The 17,985-nt window shown below is 68.8% G+C and carries 13 protein-coding genes; 2 read left to right on the top strand and 11 right to left on the bottom strand.

What is annotated here, in order from left to right; translation table 11 throughout:
• Positions 1-12: 12 nt before the first annotated feature.
• Complete coding sequence (locus ADK36_RS42855; protein WP_234330089.1) at positions 13-783, top strand: aminoglycoside phosphotransferase family protein; 771 nt, start codon at positions 13-15, stop codon at positions 781-783.
• Positions 784-965: 182 nt separating this feature from the next.
• On the opposite strand, the gene ADK36_RS42860 is transcribed toward ADK36_RS42855, so the two are convergent.
• From ADK36_RS42860 to ADK36_RS42910, 11 genes are all read right to left on the bottom strand, one after another.
• The gene (locus ADK36_RS42860; RefSeq protein ID WP_053201476.1) at positions 966-2,369 is read right to left on the bottom strand and encodes a DUF6177 family protein; all 1,404 of its coding nucleotides are present in this window, start codon (positions 2,367-2,369) and stop codon (positions 966-968) included.
• Entirely contained in the window at positions 2,366-6,373 is a 4,008-nt protein-coding gene (gene eccCa / locus ADK36_RS42865) for a type VII secretion protein EccCa (RefSeq protein WP_048584283.1), read from the bottom strand. Before eccCa ends, ADK36_RS42860 begins: the two co-directional genes overlap by 4 nt.
• The gene (locus tag ADK36_RS42870; RefSeq protein ID WP_048584320.1) at positions 6,370-7,503 is read right to left on the bottom strand and encodes a hypothetical protein; all 1,134 of its coding nucleotides are present in this window, start codon (positions 7,501-7,503) and stop codon (positions 6,370-6,372) included. The genes eccCa and ADK36_RS42870 overlap by 4 nt, the downstream gene beginning before the upstream one ends.
• A 22-nt stretch (positions 7,504-7,525) precedes the next feature.
• Positions 7,526-8,890 (bottom strand): type VII secretion integral membrane protein EccD, encoded by a 1,365-nt coding sequence (eccD, locus tag ADK36_RS42875; protein ID WP_053201478.1) that lies wholly within the window; start codon positions 8,888-8,890, stop codon positions 7,526-7,528.
• A 31-nt stretch (positions 8,891-8,921) separates the two neighbouring features.
• Positions 8,922-9,215, bottom strand: a complete 294-nt coding sequence (locus ADK36_RS47455) for a hypothetical protein (protein WP_078916481.1) — start codon at positions 9,213-9,215, stop codon at positions 8,922-8,924.
• 40 nt (positions 9,216-9,255) lie between these two features.
• Positions 9,256-10,266 carry an immunity 49 family protein gene (locus tag ADK36_RS42885; RefSeq protein ID WP_425315337.1) on the bottom strand — a complete coding sequence of 337 codons (1,011 nt, stop codon included), beginning with the start codon at positions 10,264-10,266 and terminating at the stop codon, positions 9,256-9,258.
• A 26-nt stretch (positions 10,267-10,292) separates the two neighbouring features.
• The gene (locus ADK36_RS42890) at positions 10,293-11,159 is read right to left on the bottom strand and encodes an immunity 49 family protein (RefSeq protein WP_234330090.1); all 867 of its coding nucleotides are present in this window, start codon (positions 11,157-11,159) and stop codon (positions 10,293-10,295) included.
• Positions 11,160-11,173: 14 nt separating this feature from the next.
• Entirely contained in the window at positions 11,174-13,729 is a 2,556-nt protein-coding gene (locus ADK36_RS42895; protein ID WP_048584286.1) for a hypothetical protein, read from the bottom strand.
• Entirely contained in the window at positions 13,726-14,118 is a 393-nt protein-coding gene (locus ADK36_RS42900; RefSeq protein ID WP_063776912.1) for a DUF6507 family protein, read from the bottom strand. Before ADK36_RS42900 ends, ADK36_RS42895 begins: the two co-directional genes overlap by 4 nt.
• Before the next feature lie 53 nt (positions 14,119-14,171).
• Positions 14,172-14,483 carry a pore-forming ESAT-6 family protein gene (locus ADK36_RS42905; protein WP_048584288.1) on the bottom strand — a complete coding sequence of 104 codons (312 nt, stop codon included), beginning with the start codon at positions 14,481-14,483 and terminating at the stop codon, positions 14,172-14,174.
• A gap of 67 nt (positions 14,484-14,550) precedes the next feature.
• Positions 14,551-14,883, bottom strand: a complete 333-nt coding sequence (locus ADK36_RS42910) for a hypothetical protein (protein WP_048584289.1) — start codon at positions 14,881-14,883, stop codon at positions 14,551-14,553.
• 376 nt (positions 14,884-15,259) lie between these two features.
• On the opposite strand from ADK36_RS42910, the gene ADK36_RS42915 reads away from it, so the two are divergent.
• The gene (locus ADK36_RS42915; protein ID WP_053201480.1) at positions 15,260-17,908 is read left to right on the top strand and encodes a hypothetical protein; all 2,649 of its coding nucleotides are present in this window, start codon (positions 15,260-15,262) and stop codon (positions 17,906-17,908) included.
• Positions 17,909-17,985 lie beyond the last annotated feature (77 nt).

A 17,985-nucleotide genomic window follows, 5' to 3' on the forward strand; every position in this document is an offset into this window, starting at 1 on the left:
AGCGTGAACCGCGTGCTGAGCGAGGAAGTGATGCAGGACGGTGCCCATCGTCGGGTGGTGCGCATCGGTGACACAGTCCGCAGGCCCGTCCAGCCGTGGACGCCCACCGTCCATGCGCTGCTGCGGCACCTGGGACAGGTGGGCTTTGCGTACGCGCCGCGGCCGCTGGGAATCGACGACGAGGGGCGTGAGGTCCTTACCTTCATCGAGGGTGACTCCGGTCCGTCGGGCTGGGCCAAGGTCGTGGACGCCCAAGGTCTGAGGAACTTCGCCCTGCTGTTGCGCGACTACCACGATGCCTGCACCAGCTTTTCACCTCCGCCTGGCGCAACCTGGTCGACGGACGCAGGCAGTCCAGGCGGCGACGAGGTCGTCTGCCATGGGGACTTCGGCCCCTGGAACGTCGTCTGGCAGGGTAACCAGCCGGTGGGAATCATCGACTGGGATTTCGCCCGCCCTGCACCGCGCATGCACGACGTGGCATACGCGCTGGAGTACGTCGCCCCGTTCCGCGACGATGCCGAGTGTCTACGCTGGCTGCACTACCCGGCGCCGCCCGACCGCCGTTCGCGCCTGGAGGACTTCTGCAGCGCGTACGGCCTCGACTCGACCGTGGGGATTGTCGATGCCGTCATCGCCAGACAGCAGGACAATGCCAATCTCGTGCGTCGGCTGGCCGAGCAGGGGCACGAGCCGCAGGCCACCTGGGCCGCCGACGGGCACTTGATCGAACTCGACAACAGGATCGACTGGAGCAAGGCGCACCGGCATCTGGTCGAGTAGCCAATTCGCCCGTCACCCGTACTTCTGGAAACCGGCGGGCAACCACCGCATGGTGATCCTAGGGCCTAGCCACGGCCGAGCCTGCCGCTGCTTTCGTCGCGGCCCGTACCGCCGCGTGGCACTGACGCAGCCACGGGCTCGCCCTACTGCGTTCGTGTCTATGAGCTCAGAGGTTGGCCTGGTCACGCCTGCCGTTTCAGGTGCTGCGTGAGCTGCTGGAAAGTGGACCAGGCTTGAGGGTCGGTTCCATCCCCCAGGGGGTAATGGAGGGCCGGTTCGGCCGGGGGACCGAGTCGCGTGGGGGTGAGGCCGAGAGGCGGGTGCTCGGCGCGGGGCGGAGCGATGCGCCGAGCCTCGTCGTGGCCGAACGTGAAGGTCACGGGGATCGGAGGGGGTTCGAGCTGCGCGGGGGCGCTGAGGTCGCGGCGGGCGGCACGGAGGGCCGTGAGCAGGGTGACGAGACCGTGCTCGGCGTCGAGTTCGGCTGCGAGTGCCTCGACTGCTTGCAGGGGCGGTGCTTCGTTCGCGCCGTAGCCTAGAGCGAGGGTGATGCCTTCTTCGACGCCTGCCGTAGTCCGGAGCACGCGCATGGTGGCGAGAGCGGGCCGGTCGGGGTGTCCGACGGCGATCAGCCAGGTGGGGCGGGGCGCACGGGCGCGGGCCAGGTCGGTCAGCTGGCGGGTGGACCAGGGGAGGTTGACCGGTTCGGCGGTGCTCCAGCCTGCTGGTGCGGCGCCGGTCAGGTGCCGGAAGGCGGCCTCCAGAGCGCGGCCGAGGACGAGGTCCGCGTCTGCGGGGTGTTGGGTGCGCAGGGTGAGGAGAAGCTGGCGTTCGCCAGTCTCGGCGGTCGTCTTGAACGCGTCGGCCACGGAGGCGGCGCCGTCCTCGTCGCGTACGGGGGTGAAGGTGCCGTTCTTCCAGTGGAGTACGGCGCCGGACAGGCCGTCGTAGTAGCCGTGCTCGGGATCTTGGACGACCCAGCGGTTGGGCAGGCCGCGCAGGGCGGTGCGGGTCGGCAGGGTGAGGCGGGTGGTGGGCGGAGTGACGATCTGTAGGGCCCGGTCGGCGGCTGTTGCGGTGCGCAGGGCGTCGGAGAGCCAGGTGGTCGTGGCGACCAGGGGGCGGTCCTGGATGACTACGGCCGTTGTGGCGGTGAGGATGTCCACTGCCGGATTGCCGGTGGCCGGGATCGGGATCGCCGAGACGTCGGTGGTGAGGGGGACCACGTCCGTGGTGGCGGCCTCCGGCGGCCAGACCGTGCCGCCCAGCACAGTCGCCAGCCGCCCGGCGAAGGAGCCGGCCAGCCGTTCGGCCTCGGCCGCGGCGGTGGAGGCGCGGGCCTCGGTCCACCACACCGGCCCTTCCTTGACTGCGTGACCCAGCAGACGGGCGGTCTCGCCCGGGACCTGGATGAGGATGGGCGCCTCCACCGAGACCAGTGGGCGGCCGTCGGGGGCGCAGAGCTGGACGACAGCGCCGTCGGCGAGGGTGTTGATGCCGAGGTCGGGGCCGCCGGCGTAGAGGCCCGCGATCAGGGTGGGCAGGTCCGGCATCTTGGGGGTGAGGGCGATGACGTCCTTGGTCACTCTTGAGGTGCCTCTTCGGTGAGCTCGTCGCTGAGCGCGGTCTGGATGAGCTGGTGGGGGCGGCCTCGGCGGACGAGGGTGCCTCGGCCGGGTGGCTGGTGGGTGGCGTAGAGGCCGGGGAAGAGCTGTCCTTCGGTGCGTTCGCCGGTCATGAGGAGGGTGGTGGCGCCGGTCTCGCGTAGCGCGGTCAACAGCGGTTCGTACAGCGCGCGGGAGGCTCCGGCCGTGCGGCGGGCCAGGACGAAGTGCAGGCCGATGTCCTGCGCGGAGGACAGGTACGGCAGGAAGGGCGTCAGCGGCTGCTGGCCGGCTGTGGTGAGGATGTCGTAGTCGTCGACCAGGATGACGATCCGCGGCCCGGTGAAGGTGGGCTCGGTGATCAGCGGTGCGTCGGGGTCGGCGGTCTCCGGGAGGCGTTTTTCCAGCTCGGTCGCGATGCCAGTGGACAGGGCGGCGGCGAGTTTGGCGTTGTGGGCGTAGCCGCCGCGGTAGGGCTCAGGAACCACGCCGCGCAGGCCGCGGCGGGGGTCGCAGATGCCGAAGACGAGTTCCTTGTCCGAGTGGCGCTCGACGAGCTGGGTGGCGATCAGCTTGAGCAGGTTGGTCTTGCCGCATTCGTTGTCGCCGAGGATCAGCAGGTGCTGGTCGGTGCCGAAGAGGTCGAGCAGGACGGGCGAGAGGGTGTCCTGGTCGACGCCGACAGGTATCCGCGTCGGCTCCGCTGCCTGGGTGGGCAGCTTGGCGGCGGGCAGGCGGGTGGGCAGCACCCGTACGGGTGGGGCGAGTTCGCCGTGCCAGGAGGCCCGGATGGTGCGGGCGGTGCGCTCCAGGGCCGGGCCCAGGTCGTCCGTGGCGGGACGGTTGTCGATACGGGGCAGGGCCACCTGGGCGAACAGCTTGCCGTCGGTCAGCGCTCGGCCGGGAGTGTCGGGGGAGAGGGTCTCGGAGAGCTTGCGGTCGATGGAGGAGTCGGCCGGGTCGTTCAGGCGCAGCTCGATGCGGGTGCCGAACATCGACTGGGTGGCGATGCGCACGTCGTTCCACCGCAGCATGCCGGCGACGACATGGATGCCGTAGCCGCCGCCGCGTTTGAGCAGGTCGGCCACCGCATCGTCGAGGTCGGTGAACTCCTCGCGCAGAGCACCGAATCCGTCGATGAGCAGCACGATGTCGGTGGCACCGAGGTGCGGGAGCTTGCCCTGGGCGCGCAGGTGGCGCAGCTGGTCGACGGAGTCGATGCCCAGCTCGCGGTACGCCTCCTCGCGCTGGGCGAGCATGGCGCGCATCTCGGCTACGGTGCGGGCGGCGCGTTCGTGGTCGGCGCGGCCCGCGATGCCGCCGACTTGCGGCAGGCTGGCTAGGGCGGACAGGCCGCCGCCGACCAAGTCGAGGCCGTACACGGCGACGTCGTAGGGGGTGTGGGTGAGGGCCAGGGAGAGGGCGAGGGTGCGCAGCAGGGTGGTCTTGCCGGACTGCGGGCCGCCGATGACCGCAACGTGGCCGCCGGCGATGGTCAGGTCCAGCAGCCATGGCTGCTGCCACTGGCGTGCCGGGTCGTCGAGGGTGCCGAGCGGGACGCGCAGCGGGCCGTTGCCCTGGGCAGTGGTGAGGCGGAGACCGTCCGTACCGGCCTGGAGGGGGCCTGCGGCCGTATCCAGGGTGGTGGCGTCGGGCAGCGGGGGCAGCCAGATCCGTCGTACCGGGGGTGCGGCGGTGGCGAGCTGGTCGACCATGACGGACAACACGGTCGGGCCGGTCTCGCGCTTGGTGGCGGCCGGTTCCTCCACGGTGTCGGCCCCGGGTTCTTGCGGGATGTTGTAGGCAGGGTAGGGCCGCACGAGCGGCTCGTCGTTTCGCTCTTCGCGCAGGACAGGGCCGCGATATGCGCCGGAGACGTAACCGGCCTTGAAGCGCTCGTACGTGGAGGTGTCGACCTTGAGGTAGCCGAAGCCGGGCAGCGGCGGCAGGTGGAAGGCGTCCGTGGTGTCCAGGACGGTGCGGGACTCGTCGGCGGAGAACGTGCGCAGGCCCAGCCGGTACGACAGGTAGGTGTCGAGGCCCTTGAGCTTGCCGCCCTCGATGCGCTGGCTGGACAGCAGCAGGTGCACGCCGATGGAGCGGCCGATGCGGCCGATGGACAGGAACAGGTCGATGAAGTCCGGCTTGGCGGTGATGAGTTCGCCGAACTCGTCGATGACGACGCACAGATGCGGGAGGGGCTCCAGGTCGGGGCGGGTCGTGGCGCGCAGCACCGCGTACTGGCCGATGTCCGCCACATTGCCCGCGTCCTTGAGGACCTGCTGGCGGCGCTTGACCTCGCCGGCCAGGCTGGAGTGGACGCGTTCCACCAGGCCGGCCTGGTTCTCCAGGTTGGTGATCACGCCGGCGACGTGGGGGAGTTCGGCGAACGGGGCGAAGGTGGCGCCACCCTTGTAGTCGACCAGGACCAGGGCCAGGTCCTCCGGGGAGTGCGTGGTCGCGAGCGCGAGGACGAGGGTGCGCAGCAACTCGCTCTTGCCGGAGCCGGTGGCGCCCACGCACAGTCCGTGCGGGCCCATGCCGAGCTGCGAGGACTCCTTCAGGTCTAGCAGCACCGGCTCGTGGCGGTCGGTCAGGCCGATGGGGACGCGCAGGAAGTCGCGCTCACCGCGCGGGGCCCACAGCCGTGCCAGGTCCAGGGCAGCCGGGTCGTCGATGCCGAGCAGGGCGGGGAAGTCGACCGGGCCGGATACCGGGGTGCCCTCGGCCACGGACTCGGCGGAGAGCCGCAGCGGAGCCAGCATGCGGGCGATGCCCTCGGCGCCGGGGACGGTCACCGGGTCGGAGATCCCGTGCGCCGTGGGCGCGTTCGGGGTGCGCAGGTCGTCGACGACGATCCGGTCGCCGTGGACGGTGATGCGCACGCTGACCTGGTCGGGCTCGTGCACCTGCTGCTGAAGCAGGTGCAGCACGGTGACGCCCATGTCGGGCAGGCCGATCGCCGAATCCGGGCGGGGGAGTTCGGCAGCGGTGTCGCCGTAGGTGTCGCTGATCACGAGAATGCGGGACGTCAGGCGCAGGGCATCCGTGCCCCGGCCGGACAGGCCACGGCGTACCTCTGCCGCGTATCCGGCGCGCTGGCGCAGCTCGGGTGCGCACAGCCGGGACAGTTCGGCCAGGTCGGGGGCGATCCGGCGGGTGGCGACGGCGCCGTCGTACACCCGGGTGTCGAGGATGTGGGGCAACCACTTCGCCCACGCCCACTCGGGCTCGTCGGCCGTGGCGAGAGCGACGGCGACGTCGTCCGGCGCGTGCGTCACGGTCGTCTGCAGCAGGAGCGCGCGGGCTACGCGGAGGACGCCGTCGCGGTCGCCGACGATGCTCACGTTCCCGGCCCGGTCCAGCGGCACGGTGAGCGGGAGGTCGGTGGCCGTGCCGAAGCGGTTTAGCAGGGCGCGGGCCTCGTTGAGCATGAACGGATCCGGCGGGGTCAGCACCCCGCCCGTACTGTTCAGGTCGATGGTCAGCTCTTGCGCCGGCACGTCGCCGGTGCCCGCCCGCACCTGGAGGAAGTCGGCATCCTGCCGTCGTCGCTCCCACAGCCGGGCAGGATCGCGGACGAGGTCGTACAGAGCCGCCGGTGGGGGGTTGAGCAGCTTTGATCGCTGTCTGCGCTCCCGCTCGGCCGTGCCCAGTTCCTCGCGCTGGTCCTCCAGATACTCCAGGTATCGCTCCCGCTGGACGCGCCGGGTGCGCTGTGCCTTGCCCCGCTGGGACAGAAACAGCGCCACCGCGCCGAACAGCGCCACGACCAACACGATCGCACCGATCACGGCGAACTGGCTGTTACGGATGACCGTCATCAGCACCACGGAGCTGAGGACGCCAGCCATGGGCAGTAGCGCGGTGGCCGCGTTGCCGACCTTGCCCTCCGGGAGGTTCGGCGGCGCCTCGATGGTGCGCGGCTCGGCCGCGACGAGGGGGCGGGTGGAACGCGCGGGTCGGTGGACGACGTGCTGGGTCACCGGACGCGCACCGCCAGCTGCATCACCTCGGCCGCCAGACGGACGGCCGCATCGCGGGTGGCTTGGCCAAGCATGGCGGTGTGGATGGGGCCTCCTTGGGCGAGATGACGGTCGTAGGGCAGGGGGACCACGGGCACGCCGGGCTCGCGAAGGTGGGCGGCGGCCGTTTTCGCGTCCAGCGTGGTGTCGGGCGAAGCGGCGCTGAGCGCCACGACTGTGGTGGCCAGCGCGGAATGTGGCAACTGGCCCAGCCAGTCAAGAACTTGCCGGGTGCCGTGCACGCCCTCCGCGGTCATCGGCGCGACCACGACCCGCGCGTGAGCGGTGTCCATCGCGGTACGGGCCACTTCGCCGGGCAGCGTCTCGCAGTCCACGATCGTCACCGCGAAATAGCGCCGCAGCGCCGTCGTCACCGTCAAGTAGGTGTGCATGTCCAGCGGGGCGCCGACCCTGCCCTGGCCTGCGGGCAGCAGCCAGCCGCCGTCGGTCACAGGCACCAAGTAGCCCGTGACGTCGGTCAGTTGCATGGAGGGGGTGAGGATCCGGGCGAGGTCTGCGCAGGACCAGCGCACGGTGTTCGCGCCCATCCGCACCGGCAAGGTGCCCAGGGCGGCGTCGGCCTCCAGGGTGAGCACCGGGTCGTGCCGGTAGTGGTTGAAGGTGCGGCCCAGTAGTGCGGACACCGTGGACTTGCCGACTCCGCCGCGGATCGAGGTCACCGCGATGACCCGGCCGGTCGTCACCGGCTGCTGCAACTCCTGGGCGAACCGAGTCTGTTCGGTGACCTCCTGGCTCGCGGAGGCGGTCAGCCGGCGCAGCGTACGTCCGGTGCGTTGGGCGAGGGAATCCCCGTGCTGGGGGTTGCCCAGGGCGATGGCGAGGCGGGGGTCGACGGTGGGGAGGGATTCAGGGGTCGGGGCGGGAACGGCCGGGTTGTGTACCTGGCGCGGTACCGGACGGGCGGCGAGGGGCGGCTCGGGAACCGGTGCCGCTTCTGCTTCCGTTCGTGTGGGCGAAGGCGGGAGCGCATCAGGCGTGGCTGCGGAAGACTGGACCGACGTGTTATCAGGGTCGTCGCCGTCGGCCAGCTCGCGCAGTAGGTCGCGCTGCCAGTCTCCTCCTCCAGTCATGCCGATCCCCACGTTCCTGCGCCTACGCGAACGTGCCGAGCAGTCGTCCGTACACCCCGAACGCGCCGATGACGAGCGGAAGCATGGCGATCACGGAGACTGACTCCAGGACGTCGCCGATGCGCCGCAGTCTCACCCGCACATGCTCGGCGGGCTCCACGCTCAGCACCACGAGGGGGACGACCGCGAGCAGGGCGAGCGCTGCGACGGGGCCTGCCGCCGCGGTCTGCTCCAACCACACCACGGCGAGCCGCACCGCGACGACGGATGCGGCGACGAGCAGCACCACGACCTCGGCGGTGAGCGGAAAAGCACGCGCTCGCAGCCCGAGCGCCACCATCACGGCCACGCCGAGCAGCACCGTCCACACCGAGACCGAGCGCAGCACGAGAACACCGGCCGCGGCTGCGGAACCGGCCAGCACGGTGGTCGCGATCGCCAGCCCTCGATGCGTAGCCGCGAGTGCGGTGGCCACCTGGTACCGGCTGACCGACGCGCCGCCCGTGCGGCGGTCGTCCAGCCCGGAGAGCCCAGACGCCATCAGCGCGAGCCGCGGCAGCATACCGAGCGCGACGACGGAGGCGACGGCGAGCAGCGCGCCGACCCGAGCCTGCCCGGCCAGGCTCCCGGCCCCGCCCTGAAGTGCGATGGCTGCTTCCCACAACACCAGGCATCCGCCGACCGCCCCGGCGCCGATCAGCGCCCCGCGTCCTAGCCGCGTGAACCATCCGGCGAGCAGCAGTGCGACGGCGGCCGACACGGCGAGACCCGCTAGCCGCAGTGCGCCGGACCAGTCGTAGGCGTCGGCGCAGGTCCAGCTACCGAGGACGGCCAGGGCGCCGGCGGTAGCGATCAACGTGGTGGCCAGCCCTTGTCGCCGAGCGCGCCCGCACAGCACCCCGGCGACCGCGCCCACGCCCGCGACGACGAGCAGCCCGGAACCGACCGTAGACAGATCGAACTCCGTGCGGGCCACGATCCCGGCGGTCAGCGCCCAGAACACGGTGGCGAGCCCGGCGACAACCCTGCGCACCGCAGGCCGCCACCGCCACGCCCGCAGGTCCAGATCGTCGGCGACCTCGTCGCTCACGTCATGCACGACAGGAGCCGACGGCGCGTCCTCCACGCGCACCAGCCGCAACACGGCCCCGTCCGGCACGCCCGCCGACTCCAACGAGGAGTCGTGCGCCAGCGCGGAACCGTCCGCGGTGACCAGATGCCTCAACTCGGGGCGCGCGCCCACGCGGTCGTCCAGCAGCCGCATGATCTCGGGCAGGAGAACCCCGACCGGCTCCCGCGAGGGCAGCACGAGGTCGACCCGGCGTCGCTCGCCGACCAAGGTGACCCGGCTGAGCAGCGTACGGTTGCCGGTCGCTGAGCGGCTCAAAGTCCCCGTGGGTATCACGCGTTCGAACCTATCACCGGGGAGAAGAGGGCACGGAGGGCGAGGGCGACGGCGATTCGGAGGGCTGGGACGACGGTACGGAAGCCCCATACGGGCTCTTGCCGATGACCCGATGCGACACGAACGACCACCCCACGCATCCCGCGCACACCACCGCCGCGATCACCATGCCGGCGAGCAGCTTCCCCAACCTCTCGTCGGTGGAACGCCGCTGCCGCTGAGCGCCGAAGAGCAGGGCGTCCCGAAGACGTCGTCGGCGGACTGACACCGACTCCAGCAATTGGTTGTCGTAGTCCTGGGCTGTCACGGTCTTCGGCCGCCTGTCTCGTGGAGAACGTGGATCATGTCTAGAACTCGCCGACCCATGAACGCCTCAGCAGATGCTTGGGCAGGTACTCGGACTCGACCTCGATCGGGAATTCGTTGTCGTAGGCCATGCAGGCCAAGGCGAGGGGCCCGAGGGCCACTAGGCCGTCACCGCTCAGGACACGCGCCTCGTCGCCGGCCCAGTACTGCTTGTGCCAGGTGACGGCGTCAATCAGTGCGCTGTTGAACTGCTCGGTTTCCCGCAACTGGAAGCGATGGAAGAGTTCGAGCGGCGGATAAAGGATCTTCAGCATCATTTCGTTGTCAATGACGCCCTCCCGCTCGGGATCGGTGCCTTTGACCGCCGCTACCAGCTTGTCCCACATCTCCGTCGCTCGACCGGCCCAATAGCTCTGGAGAGCCTCTGCCCAGTCGTAGACGTAGTCATCGAAAACCGCGCCCTCGGGAACAGACTCACGCAGAAATGACACAGGCACTCGCATCAGTCGATCGAGACGGTCGTTCTCGCGGCAGATCGTCGCCAGATAGACCGCCGTGAGCCACGTCCCCGCATGCGTGTAGGACGTCGGCCCCGTCGCGGGCAAGTTCTTCACCTCGCCCGCACCCCCGATCCGGCACGGTACGGGTCCCTCGGCGGCTGTGGCCGAGTCGAACAGAGCGCAGCCGACCTGCGTCGCCGTGACCCAGGCCTCCCACGTTTCAAGCTTCGCTGCTTCGGGATCCGTCAGGCAGTACCACTTCGCCATGGTCAGCGTGCTGCTCAGCGCCCGGTGGCGGGACATCTCCGACCGTTCCATTCGGTCGAGAACCCGACGCGTCCCATCGATGAGCGGCGCCATGGCCTCGGCCGCGTTGTCCGTGCGGAAGCCATGACGCGGAACGCTCATGACCACCCCGGCGAACACGTTCCCCAGCCGCTCGTCGAGCGTGCGTCGCTGACGCTGGGTGCCGAAGAGGCGAGCGTCGCGGAGGCGACGGCGGCGGGCGGAGACAGACTCGAGGAGCTGGTTGTCGTAGTCCTGGGCTGCCATAGATATCCGTTGCCAGTTTCGAGTGTCTACGTGTCGTACTCGCCCACCCAGGTGCGCTGCAGAAGCGCCTTGGGCAGGTACTCGGACTCGACCTCGATCGGCATACCCGCGTCATGAGCCATGCAGGCGATCGCGAGGGGACCGAGGGCGACCAGACCTTCGCCGCTCAGAGAACGTGCCTCGTCGGCGGTCCAATACTCTTTATGCCAGGTGATGGCGTCGACCAGTGCCGCGTTGAACTGTTCAGCATCCTGGCGCTGGTAGCGGTGGAAGAGTTCAAGGGGCGGATACAGGATCTTCAGCATCAGCTCCTTGCTGGCGATCTGTGTGATCTCGGGGTCGGTTCCGTTGACGGCAGTGACCAGGGTGTCCCACGTTTCCCGTCGGCCGAACCAGGCATTCTGCAGGGTCTCCACCCAGGCGTAGATGTACTCGTCGAACTCCGCGCCGGACGCGCGGAGAAGCGAGACGGGCACTTGAGCCAGCTGATTGGCCCGGTCGTTATCGCGGCAGATGGCCGCCAGGTAGAAGGCGGTGAGCCAATTTCCCGCGTGCAGGTAGTCCTGAGGTCCGGTCGCGGGAAGCTCCTTCACCTCGCCCATGCTCCCAATACGGCAGGGCACCGGTCCTTCCGCCGCCGTGCCCGCGGCGAACAGCGCGGAGCCCACCTGCATGGCCGTGACCCACGCCTCCCATGTCGGGAACTCCCCCGCCACGGGGTCCGTCAGGCAGCGCCACTTCGCAACAGCCAGCGTGAGCATCTGAGCGTCATAGCGGTAGTCCGCCGACGCCTCGATCTCATCGAGCACTTCCTTGGTGCTGTCGATGATGGGTGCCATGGCTTCGGCCGCATTGTCCGTGTGGAATTCATGGCGAGGAATGCGCGTGACCACTTGTCCTCCTCTTACTAGATCTTCAAGTGTTCCAGCACGGCACCAACATAGGAGGAGCCTGGGTTGTTGTTCGCCTTGACCAGGACGTACTGCAGTTTCCCTTGCGCCAACGCGGTGCGGAGAGCCTTCGCGATGTCGGCGTGCCTTCCGCCACGTAGCGTCATCTCGGCAAGGATCGTACGTATGTACAGCTTAGTGCCCTGCTTGACCCGCAGTCCCTGGGCCCCGCCATCGTCGCCGATGTGTGGGTTCGCCGGGTCCTCCGGGTCAGCGCGTCCACGGCGCCAGTCGAGGTCACCCGTCGGTGCCTTTTCCTCGACGATGAGGTAGTGGCCGTCGTCGCCGAGCCTGTACACATCGTCGAACATGTTGGCACCGTTGGGCGTCTTCGGGAGCTTGATTCTGTCGGCCGTCGGGAACTCGCGCGGAATTACGTGCAGTCTGGCAGCCTTCTCGCCGAGGGCCTCGGAGATCTTGCTGTTGTTGGGCACGTCACCGAGCCGCGCAGTGTATGCCTCCTGCGCCTTTGTGAGGGCCTCCTGCGCGGCGGCGGAATGTGTCTCATCAAAGGCCTTTTCGGCGTTGGTGAGGTCCACCGACGCCCTGCGGTTCGCCGCTGCGGCGTCGAGGGCAGACAGATTTCCGTCTGGAACCGTGTCCGTCCCGAGGTTCTTCGGCCCCCACTTGACCTCAGAGGGTCCACTCGGCAGGTCGTTTGCGGCGACCCACTTTCCTTCAGCGTTCTTGGCCAGCTGGGGGAGTTCGACGCCGTCCACCAGCTTTGGGGTGCCATCCTTGTTCAAGAGGTGCCTACGGCGACCCAGAATGTCGTAGTGCTTGTTGAACCACGTTCGGTCGGGGTCGTTGGCCTTCCGAATGTGCTCGTCCTGGATCTGCTTCCGCTCTGCGGCGCTCAGCTCCCGGTCCCCACCGCTGTCCGGTCCGCCGGCGCCCTGGTTCTCAGGCGTGGCCGCCCCATCGTCGGACCCTCCGGTGGCACCGGCTCCGTCGGCGTCGTACGAGCTGCCGGAGTGGTGTGACGTTCCAGCTCGCCCAACACCATGCGGCGTCCCATCGCTGCTCCCCGCCCCGTGCCCGCCATCCGATGCACCGTGGCGCGCGAACGAGGCCTCCGAGGCGTGCCCCCGCGCACCGCCGCCGTTGTCCACCGCATGGCCATTAGACCCATCTTCAGCCTGCGCGGATGCCTGTGGCGATTGGGACCTGCCGCCCACCCCAGCCAACTCTGGCTCCCGTACCGGTGTCTGTTCTGGTGTGGTCTGCGCGGTGGTGGATCGCTCCTGCTTCGGTGCCTCGCTGACAACGTCGCCGTGTTTGTCGTAGGGGATGAACTCGCCGTTCTCGATGACAACCTTGGAGCCGTCGGAGAGTTCCAGAACGCTGTGCGGAGCGCGCAGGTCGGGGACGTTGTTCACTCCGCGCAGGTTTTCCGTAACCTGGGCGATCTTGGGTATGGCGTGACCCGTCACCTTGACTGCGGCGCCGACCGGGTCGATCACGTCGCCGACCTTCGCGACCGTGGTGGCGACCTTGGCGGCGGTGCCCGCCTTGCCGGCGGATGCGATCTTGAGCGGGCCGGCGCCCAGAGTGAGGCCGTTGAAGACGACGGTGGCCGCGGCGCGCGCCGGGTTTTCCTTCCACATGTCCCAGGCCACGAAGGACTTGCCGAACTCCTTGGCGTACGCCTTGCTGTCCTGGGCGAAGTCGGACGCGAAGACACCTGTGGGCTTCTGGCCGCCGGATTCCATGAGGTAGGTCTCGGCTCCGACGATCGCCCGCACCACGCCTTCCCAGGCCTGTCCTGCTTCGTCCGAGCCATGGACTCCGACCAGGGTCGCGAGGCCGTCGACGGCGCCCCAGACGTTGTCGACGATCAGCCCGTCCCAGAAGAAGCTCTTGGCGTAGTAGCCGAGGTCGTCCGGGTCCCACCAGTCGTGGGACTGGGTGACCGGTGTGCCCCAGGGGAGTTCCTTGGCCTGATCGAGTACCTCGGCGCTGTAGCCATAGAGCTCCGCGCCGAGCGGCATGAACTGCTTGGCGCCGGTGTTCATGACGTACTGGGTGCCGCCCACCAGGGCCGTGATCTTGTTGTTGCAGGCGATCTCGGCAGCTGTGAACGCTTCCTGCGCGACGTTCACGTCGTGCATCAGCGTCCGATGCTCTTCGATCTTGTCCGCGTCCTTGTCCCAGTTCTCGTCGAACTCCCCGCTGGGCGTCTTGAGTCCGGCCACGAACGCGGTTGCCTTGCTCTTCAGGTGTTCCAACCGTTTGATGATCGGCGCGACTTCGGCCGCGTACGTCGACAAGGCGTCGGCGACCGTGGCGACCTTGTCCGCGAAGGTGTCGGCCCCGTCACGTGCCGGTCCGGTGGACGTGAAGAGGGCCTCCGCCTCGGGGGCCTGGTAGAAGGCCGACAGTCCCTGGAACTGCCGATGGGCCTCCGCGCCGGCCTGGCGGATGCCGTCCGCCTCGACCCGCAGGGCGTCGGTGTGCTGCTCCAACTGGCCGAGATCGCCGGTGAACAGCGGGATGGACTCCGGCTGGATCACAGACGGCCCGCCTTCCAGCCGACCGGCATGTCGGGCATGACCAGCCCGGACGCCCGGTGCTGCACCTCGGCCGCCATCTCCAGGTCGCCTTCCTGGTACGCGACGGTGGCCTCCACCGCACCGTTGACGGACTTGCCGACGCGTGTGCCGATGAACTTCAGCTCGTCCGCGGTGCCCTCGATGAACTCCGCAATGGCGGCGGCCACCAGCCCGGTCTGTCCCTTGTGCTCCCCGCTCGCCCCGCCCGGAGCGAGCGTCCCGGCCGCGGTGGCCGCGCCCTCCACGTCCTTCGCGTACGCCTGGACGATGTCGTCCAGGACCTTCATGACCTCTCCGACGTTCGAGACCACACTTCCGACCCCGGACGGAGATACGTCCCACCTCGGCATGCGTCAGCCCCCGCTTCCCTCTCCCCGTTCCTGCCACCGCTGCGCGTCGGGTGTCAGCCGATGTTGTCGACGGCCGCCTTCGCCTTGGCCAGGGTCGACTGCGCGGTTCCGTCGTTCTGTTCCATCGTCGTGCGGACCAGCCGGATGATCTCGCGGACCTCGCTGGCGGCGCGGTGCCAGCGCATCTCCTTGCCGTGGTACTCGTCGGCCACGCCGTCCGCGGCGAAGTCGGCCATTGCCGCCTTCACCGCGCGCTCACGGTCGGTCAGCACGCGCTCCAACTGGCCGATGATTCCCTGCAGACTGATCTGCACTTCGCTGGAGGCGCCGGTGTCGTAGGAACGCCGGTCCTGGCTCTGAGGCATGGTCAAGTTCCCCCTGGAAGGACGATGAAGGTGTTCTCGGTGGACGTGCGCGTGCGCGCTTGTGTGGTTACCGTGCGCCGAATCGGGCCGCGTCGAAGTTGGCGGCGCCCATGTTCTGGTTGGCGTTGTCTTCCAACTCGACGTCACCGGTGCCGAACGCGGTGTCCATGCCGGACTGGCCGCCCAGGATCGCGCTGAGCGAGCTGTTCAGCGCGTCCGTGATTTCGTCCGCATGAATCTTGAAGGTGTCGAACGCGGCTTTGCCCGCCCCGTTGAACTTCCCCTCCAGCGGCTCCGCCGCCTGGATCAACTGCTGGATCAGCGTGCCCAGATCCTCACCGGACCCGACGGTGCTCTTCCCGAGATCCGACAGGGTCGTCGACCCCATGTCGAACTTCATTCACCCACCCCCGTAAGCATGTTGTGCACTGCGACTGCTCGATTGTTGCAGCGTGATCATGCGTCACGCACGACTCACAGCTCGTCGAACATCCTCTCGCATCGCAGGTTGCAGCCGCAACGCGGAAGGGGTTGAGGTGGCGTGATCTGGTCAGCGAGCAGCAAGCTACGTCCCACCGCCTGATGTCTGATGCGCTCTACTGGAGACATTAAGTGTTCTCGGCCTGCGGCCTGGAGCGTGACAGCGAGTGGAGGCGAGGTGCCAGCACTCAACTGCTTTGTGACGGATGCGACCTGGTAAGCCAGCCTCAATGCCGACCTGCCGGGCTCTCCTCAAGAGAGCATAGATTGGCTTCAGTTGATCGTGAGGGGGAGCGGTGGCAGGGCGGGATCTTCGAACGCTGTTCAGCTCGAATGACCGGAGCATCGCCGCCAGTGAGGCGTTCACGAACCGGCAGGCGCAGTGGCAAGCGGTGACGGCCGGCCTCGCGGAGCACGTACGGCACGTGACCCGTGCGGACTTCGACGTGGAGGACCTGGAGGCTCCCCGCCGCAACATCCTCGTCTTCCACGGTGTGGGCGGGATCGGCAAGTCCACGCTCTCCCGCAAGATCGAGGCGTCGCTCGTCAGCAGCGAGCACCGTCCCGTGCAATGGGAATCGCCCTCTCACGCCCAGGACCGGATGCTGCCGGTCCGCATCGACCTCGCGCGCGCCGCAGGCATGGACTTCGACCGCGTCATCCTCACCATCCGCCTTGCCGTCGCTGCGCTCGGTCGGCCGGTGCCGGCCTTCGACCTTGCCTTCCGCCGCTACTGGGAGCACAACCACCCGGGCGAACCGATCGAGGACTACCTGCGCCGGCGCGGGCTGCTGAGCCGCTTCAGCGCCGCTGCCGCTCTACCCCAGCAGATGCAGTCCGCCCTCAGCGACGTCGCCCAGGCTCTGCTCCTACCCGGCACCGTCGGCGGCGCGCTCGGTCATGGGGCCGGCGCACTCATCAAGGCGTTACGCGAGCGGCGCCAGTCCGTACGCGCCCTCGCCGGCTGTTCCCGCCTGGCCGATCTCCTGGAGGCGGAGCCCGACCTGGAAGCCCTCAGCTTCTATCCGCACCTTCTCGCCTGGGACCTGGCCCAGTTCCCGGCCGACAAGAGTGCACTGCCGGTGATCCTGCTGGACACCTTCGAGGACACAGGTGACCGCACCCACCGCGACTTCGAGCGCCTGCTCCAGCGCATCGTGTGGCTGATGCCCAACGCGTTCTTCGTCGTCACCGGGCGCAACCGCCTGCAGTGGGCGGAGACGGGCTTGGAAGGGCAACTCGACTGGACCGGGCCGAGCGCTTGGCCCAGCCTCATCGCCGACACAGCACATACCGGGTCAGGCGTATCCGGCCGCCAGATTCTGATCGGCGACTTCTCCCCCGAAGACTGTGAGGACTATCTGGCCCGCAGGCTCAGCCGCGACGGGCAGCCGCTGATCGACGAACCAGTCCGCCGGATCATCGCCGAGCGCTCCCACGGGCTGCCTCTGTACCTGGACCTGTCGGTCATGCGCTACCTGGAGCTTCGGCGCGGCGGCAGGCAGCCGCAGGTCACCGACTTCGATCACGACTTCCCGGCCCTGATCGCCCGCACCCTCAGCGACCTGACCCCCGAGGAACGCCACGTACTCCGCTCGGTCAGCCTGCTCAACGCGTTCTCCGTGCCCCTGGCCACCCAGGCCGCCGGCATGCAGCACGACGCGCCTGCCCTGCGGTTGACCGAGCGCCCCTTCATCCGGGAGTCCCCCTCCGGTGTGTGGCCCTTCCATGTCCACGACCTGATCCGCGCCGCCATCCGCAACGCGGACGACGGCAGTGACGACCGCTGGTCGGACCAGGACTGGCAGCGCGCGGCTCAACGTGTCTTCCACGCTCTGGAATCGCAGTGGCGCCAGGACCTGCGACGCGACCGCGCCGTTTTGGTCGGCTGCCTCCAGCAAGGGCTGCTCCTCGCACGGGACTTCCATCTCGATCTCGGCTGGCTCGCCGATGCAGCCTTCCAGTATGTAGCGGACTCCATCTGGGAACCACTTGCACTCCCCGCAGCCGATGCCACCTCGTCGGACGGCCTGCAGACTGCGGCGGACGCCCTCGTGGAAACGCTCAGCGCCATCGCCCGACGCCAGCACCAACACCGTGAACGCACAGCCAGTCGGCTCACTGCTGTCCTTGCATCGGAGCTGCTCCCGGACGACCTGGTGGAACTGGCCACGTACTACCTGGCGAAGGCCCAGCGAGACCTCGGGTTGACCGAGGAGTCGCGCCGCGGCATGCAGCGCGTCGCCTTCGCCGACGGTCGGCTCGCAGACGCGGCTCGACGCGGCCTAGCGCACCTGAGCCGACTGTCCGGAGATTTCCCTGCAGTTCTGGAAACCGCGGGGAGGCTGGGCTGGGAGGGACGACACCATCGGGTGCTGGGGGACGTGTGGTGGGTGCAGGGAGACATCGAGCGGGCGACCGCGGCCTACCTGGCAGCCCGGAGTGAAGCCGAGGGACACGGGGCACTCGGCGAGGCCGCCATGGTTCAGGCGCATCTCGCCTTCGCCGTCTCCCTCACCGATCCCCGGCGGGCCGATGACGAACTCGACCTGGCGGACCGGCTGCTGTCGCGCGTCAGCCTGCGTTCCAGCGAGGTGACCGCTCGCATCGCCGCACTCGTACGCGATGCCGGGATCGCCGCAGACGTGCCCGACCGGGCGGCCGTCCTGCTCGCTGAAATCGGCGTCTCCGGCATTTCCTACGCCGCGGCGAAACTGCAACTCGCCCTGTGCTTCCACCACGCCATCCTCGACGCCCAGGACGACCTCACCAACGCGATCACCCGCCTGCGCGAACTCACGCAGAGCGGCGACTACGCCTACTACGTCGAAATCGCGCACTTCATGGCTGGTCTTCCGCTCCCCGAGCACACCGCGCGAGCACGGTGGATCGACGGAGAACGACAGACCCGCGAACGATGGCGCTGCCTAAGGGTTGTCCCGTAACTGCTGGTCACGGGTGAGATGATCTTGGTGTGGCTGGTGTGATCACGGCGTCGGAGCCGTCCTGGATAGCCCCGTTC

The organism is Streptomyces viridochromogenes (assembly GCF_001270495.1).
Lineage (GTDB): Bacteria > Actinomycetota > Actinomycetes > Streptomycetales > Streptomycetaceae > Streptomyces > Streptomyces viridochromogenes_A.

Excerpts from the sequence above, each read along its gene's own strand:
- ADK36_RS42870 (WP_048584320.1), bottom strand. The coding sequence starts at position 7,503 with ATGACTGGAGGAGGAGACTGGCAGCGCGACCTACTGCGCGAGCTGGCC.
- ADK36_RS42885 (WP_425315337.1), bottom strand. The coding sequence starts at position 10,266 with ATGGCAGCCCAGGACTACGACAACCAGCTCCTCGAGTCTGTCTCCGCC.
- ADK36_RS42900 (WP_063776912.1), bottom strand. The coding sequence starts at position 14,118 with ATGCCGAGGTGGGACGTATCTCCGTCCGGGGTCGGAAGTGTGGTCTCG.
- ADK36_RS42905 (WP_048584288.1), bottom strand. The coding sequence starts at position 14,483 with ATGCCTCAGAGCCAGGACCGGCGTTCCTACGACACCGGCGCCTCCAGC.
- ADK36_RS42910 (WP_048584289.1), bottom strand. The coding sequence starts at position 14,883 with ATGAAGTTCGACATGGGGTCGACGACCCTGTCGGATCTCGGGAAGAGC.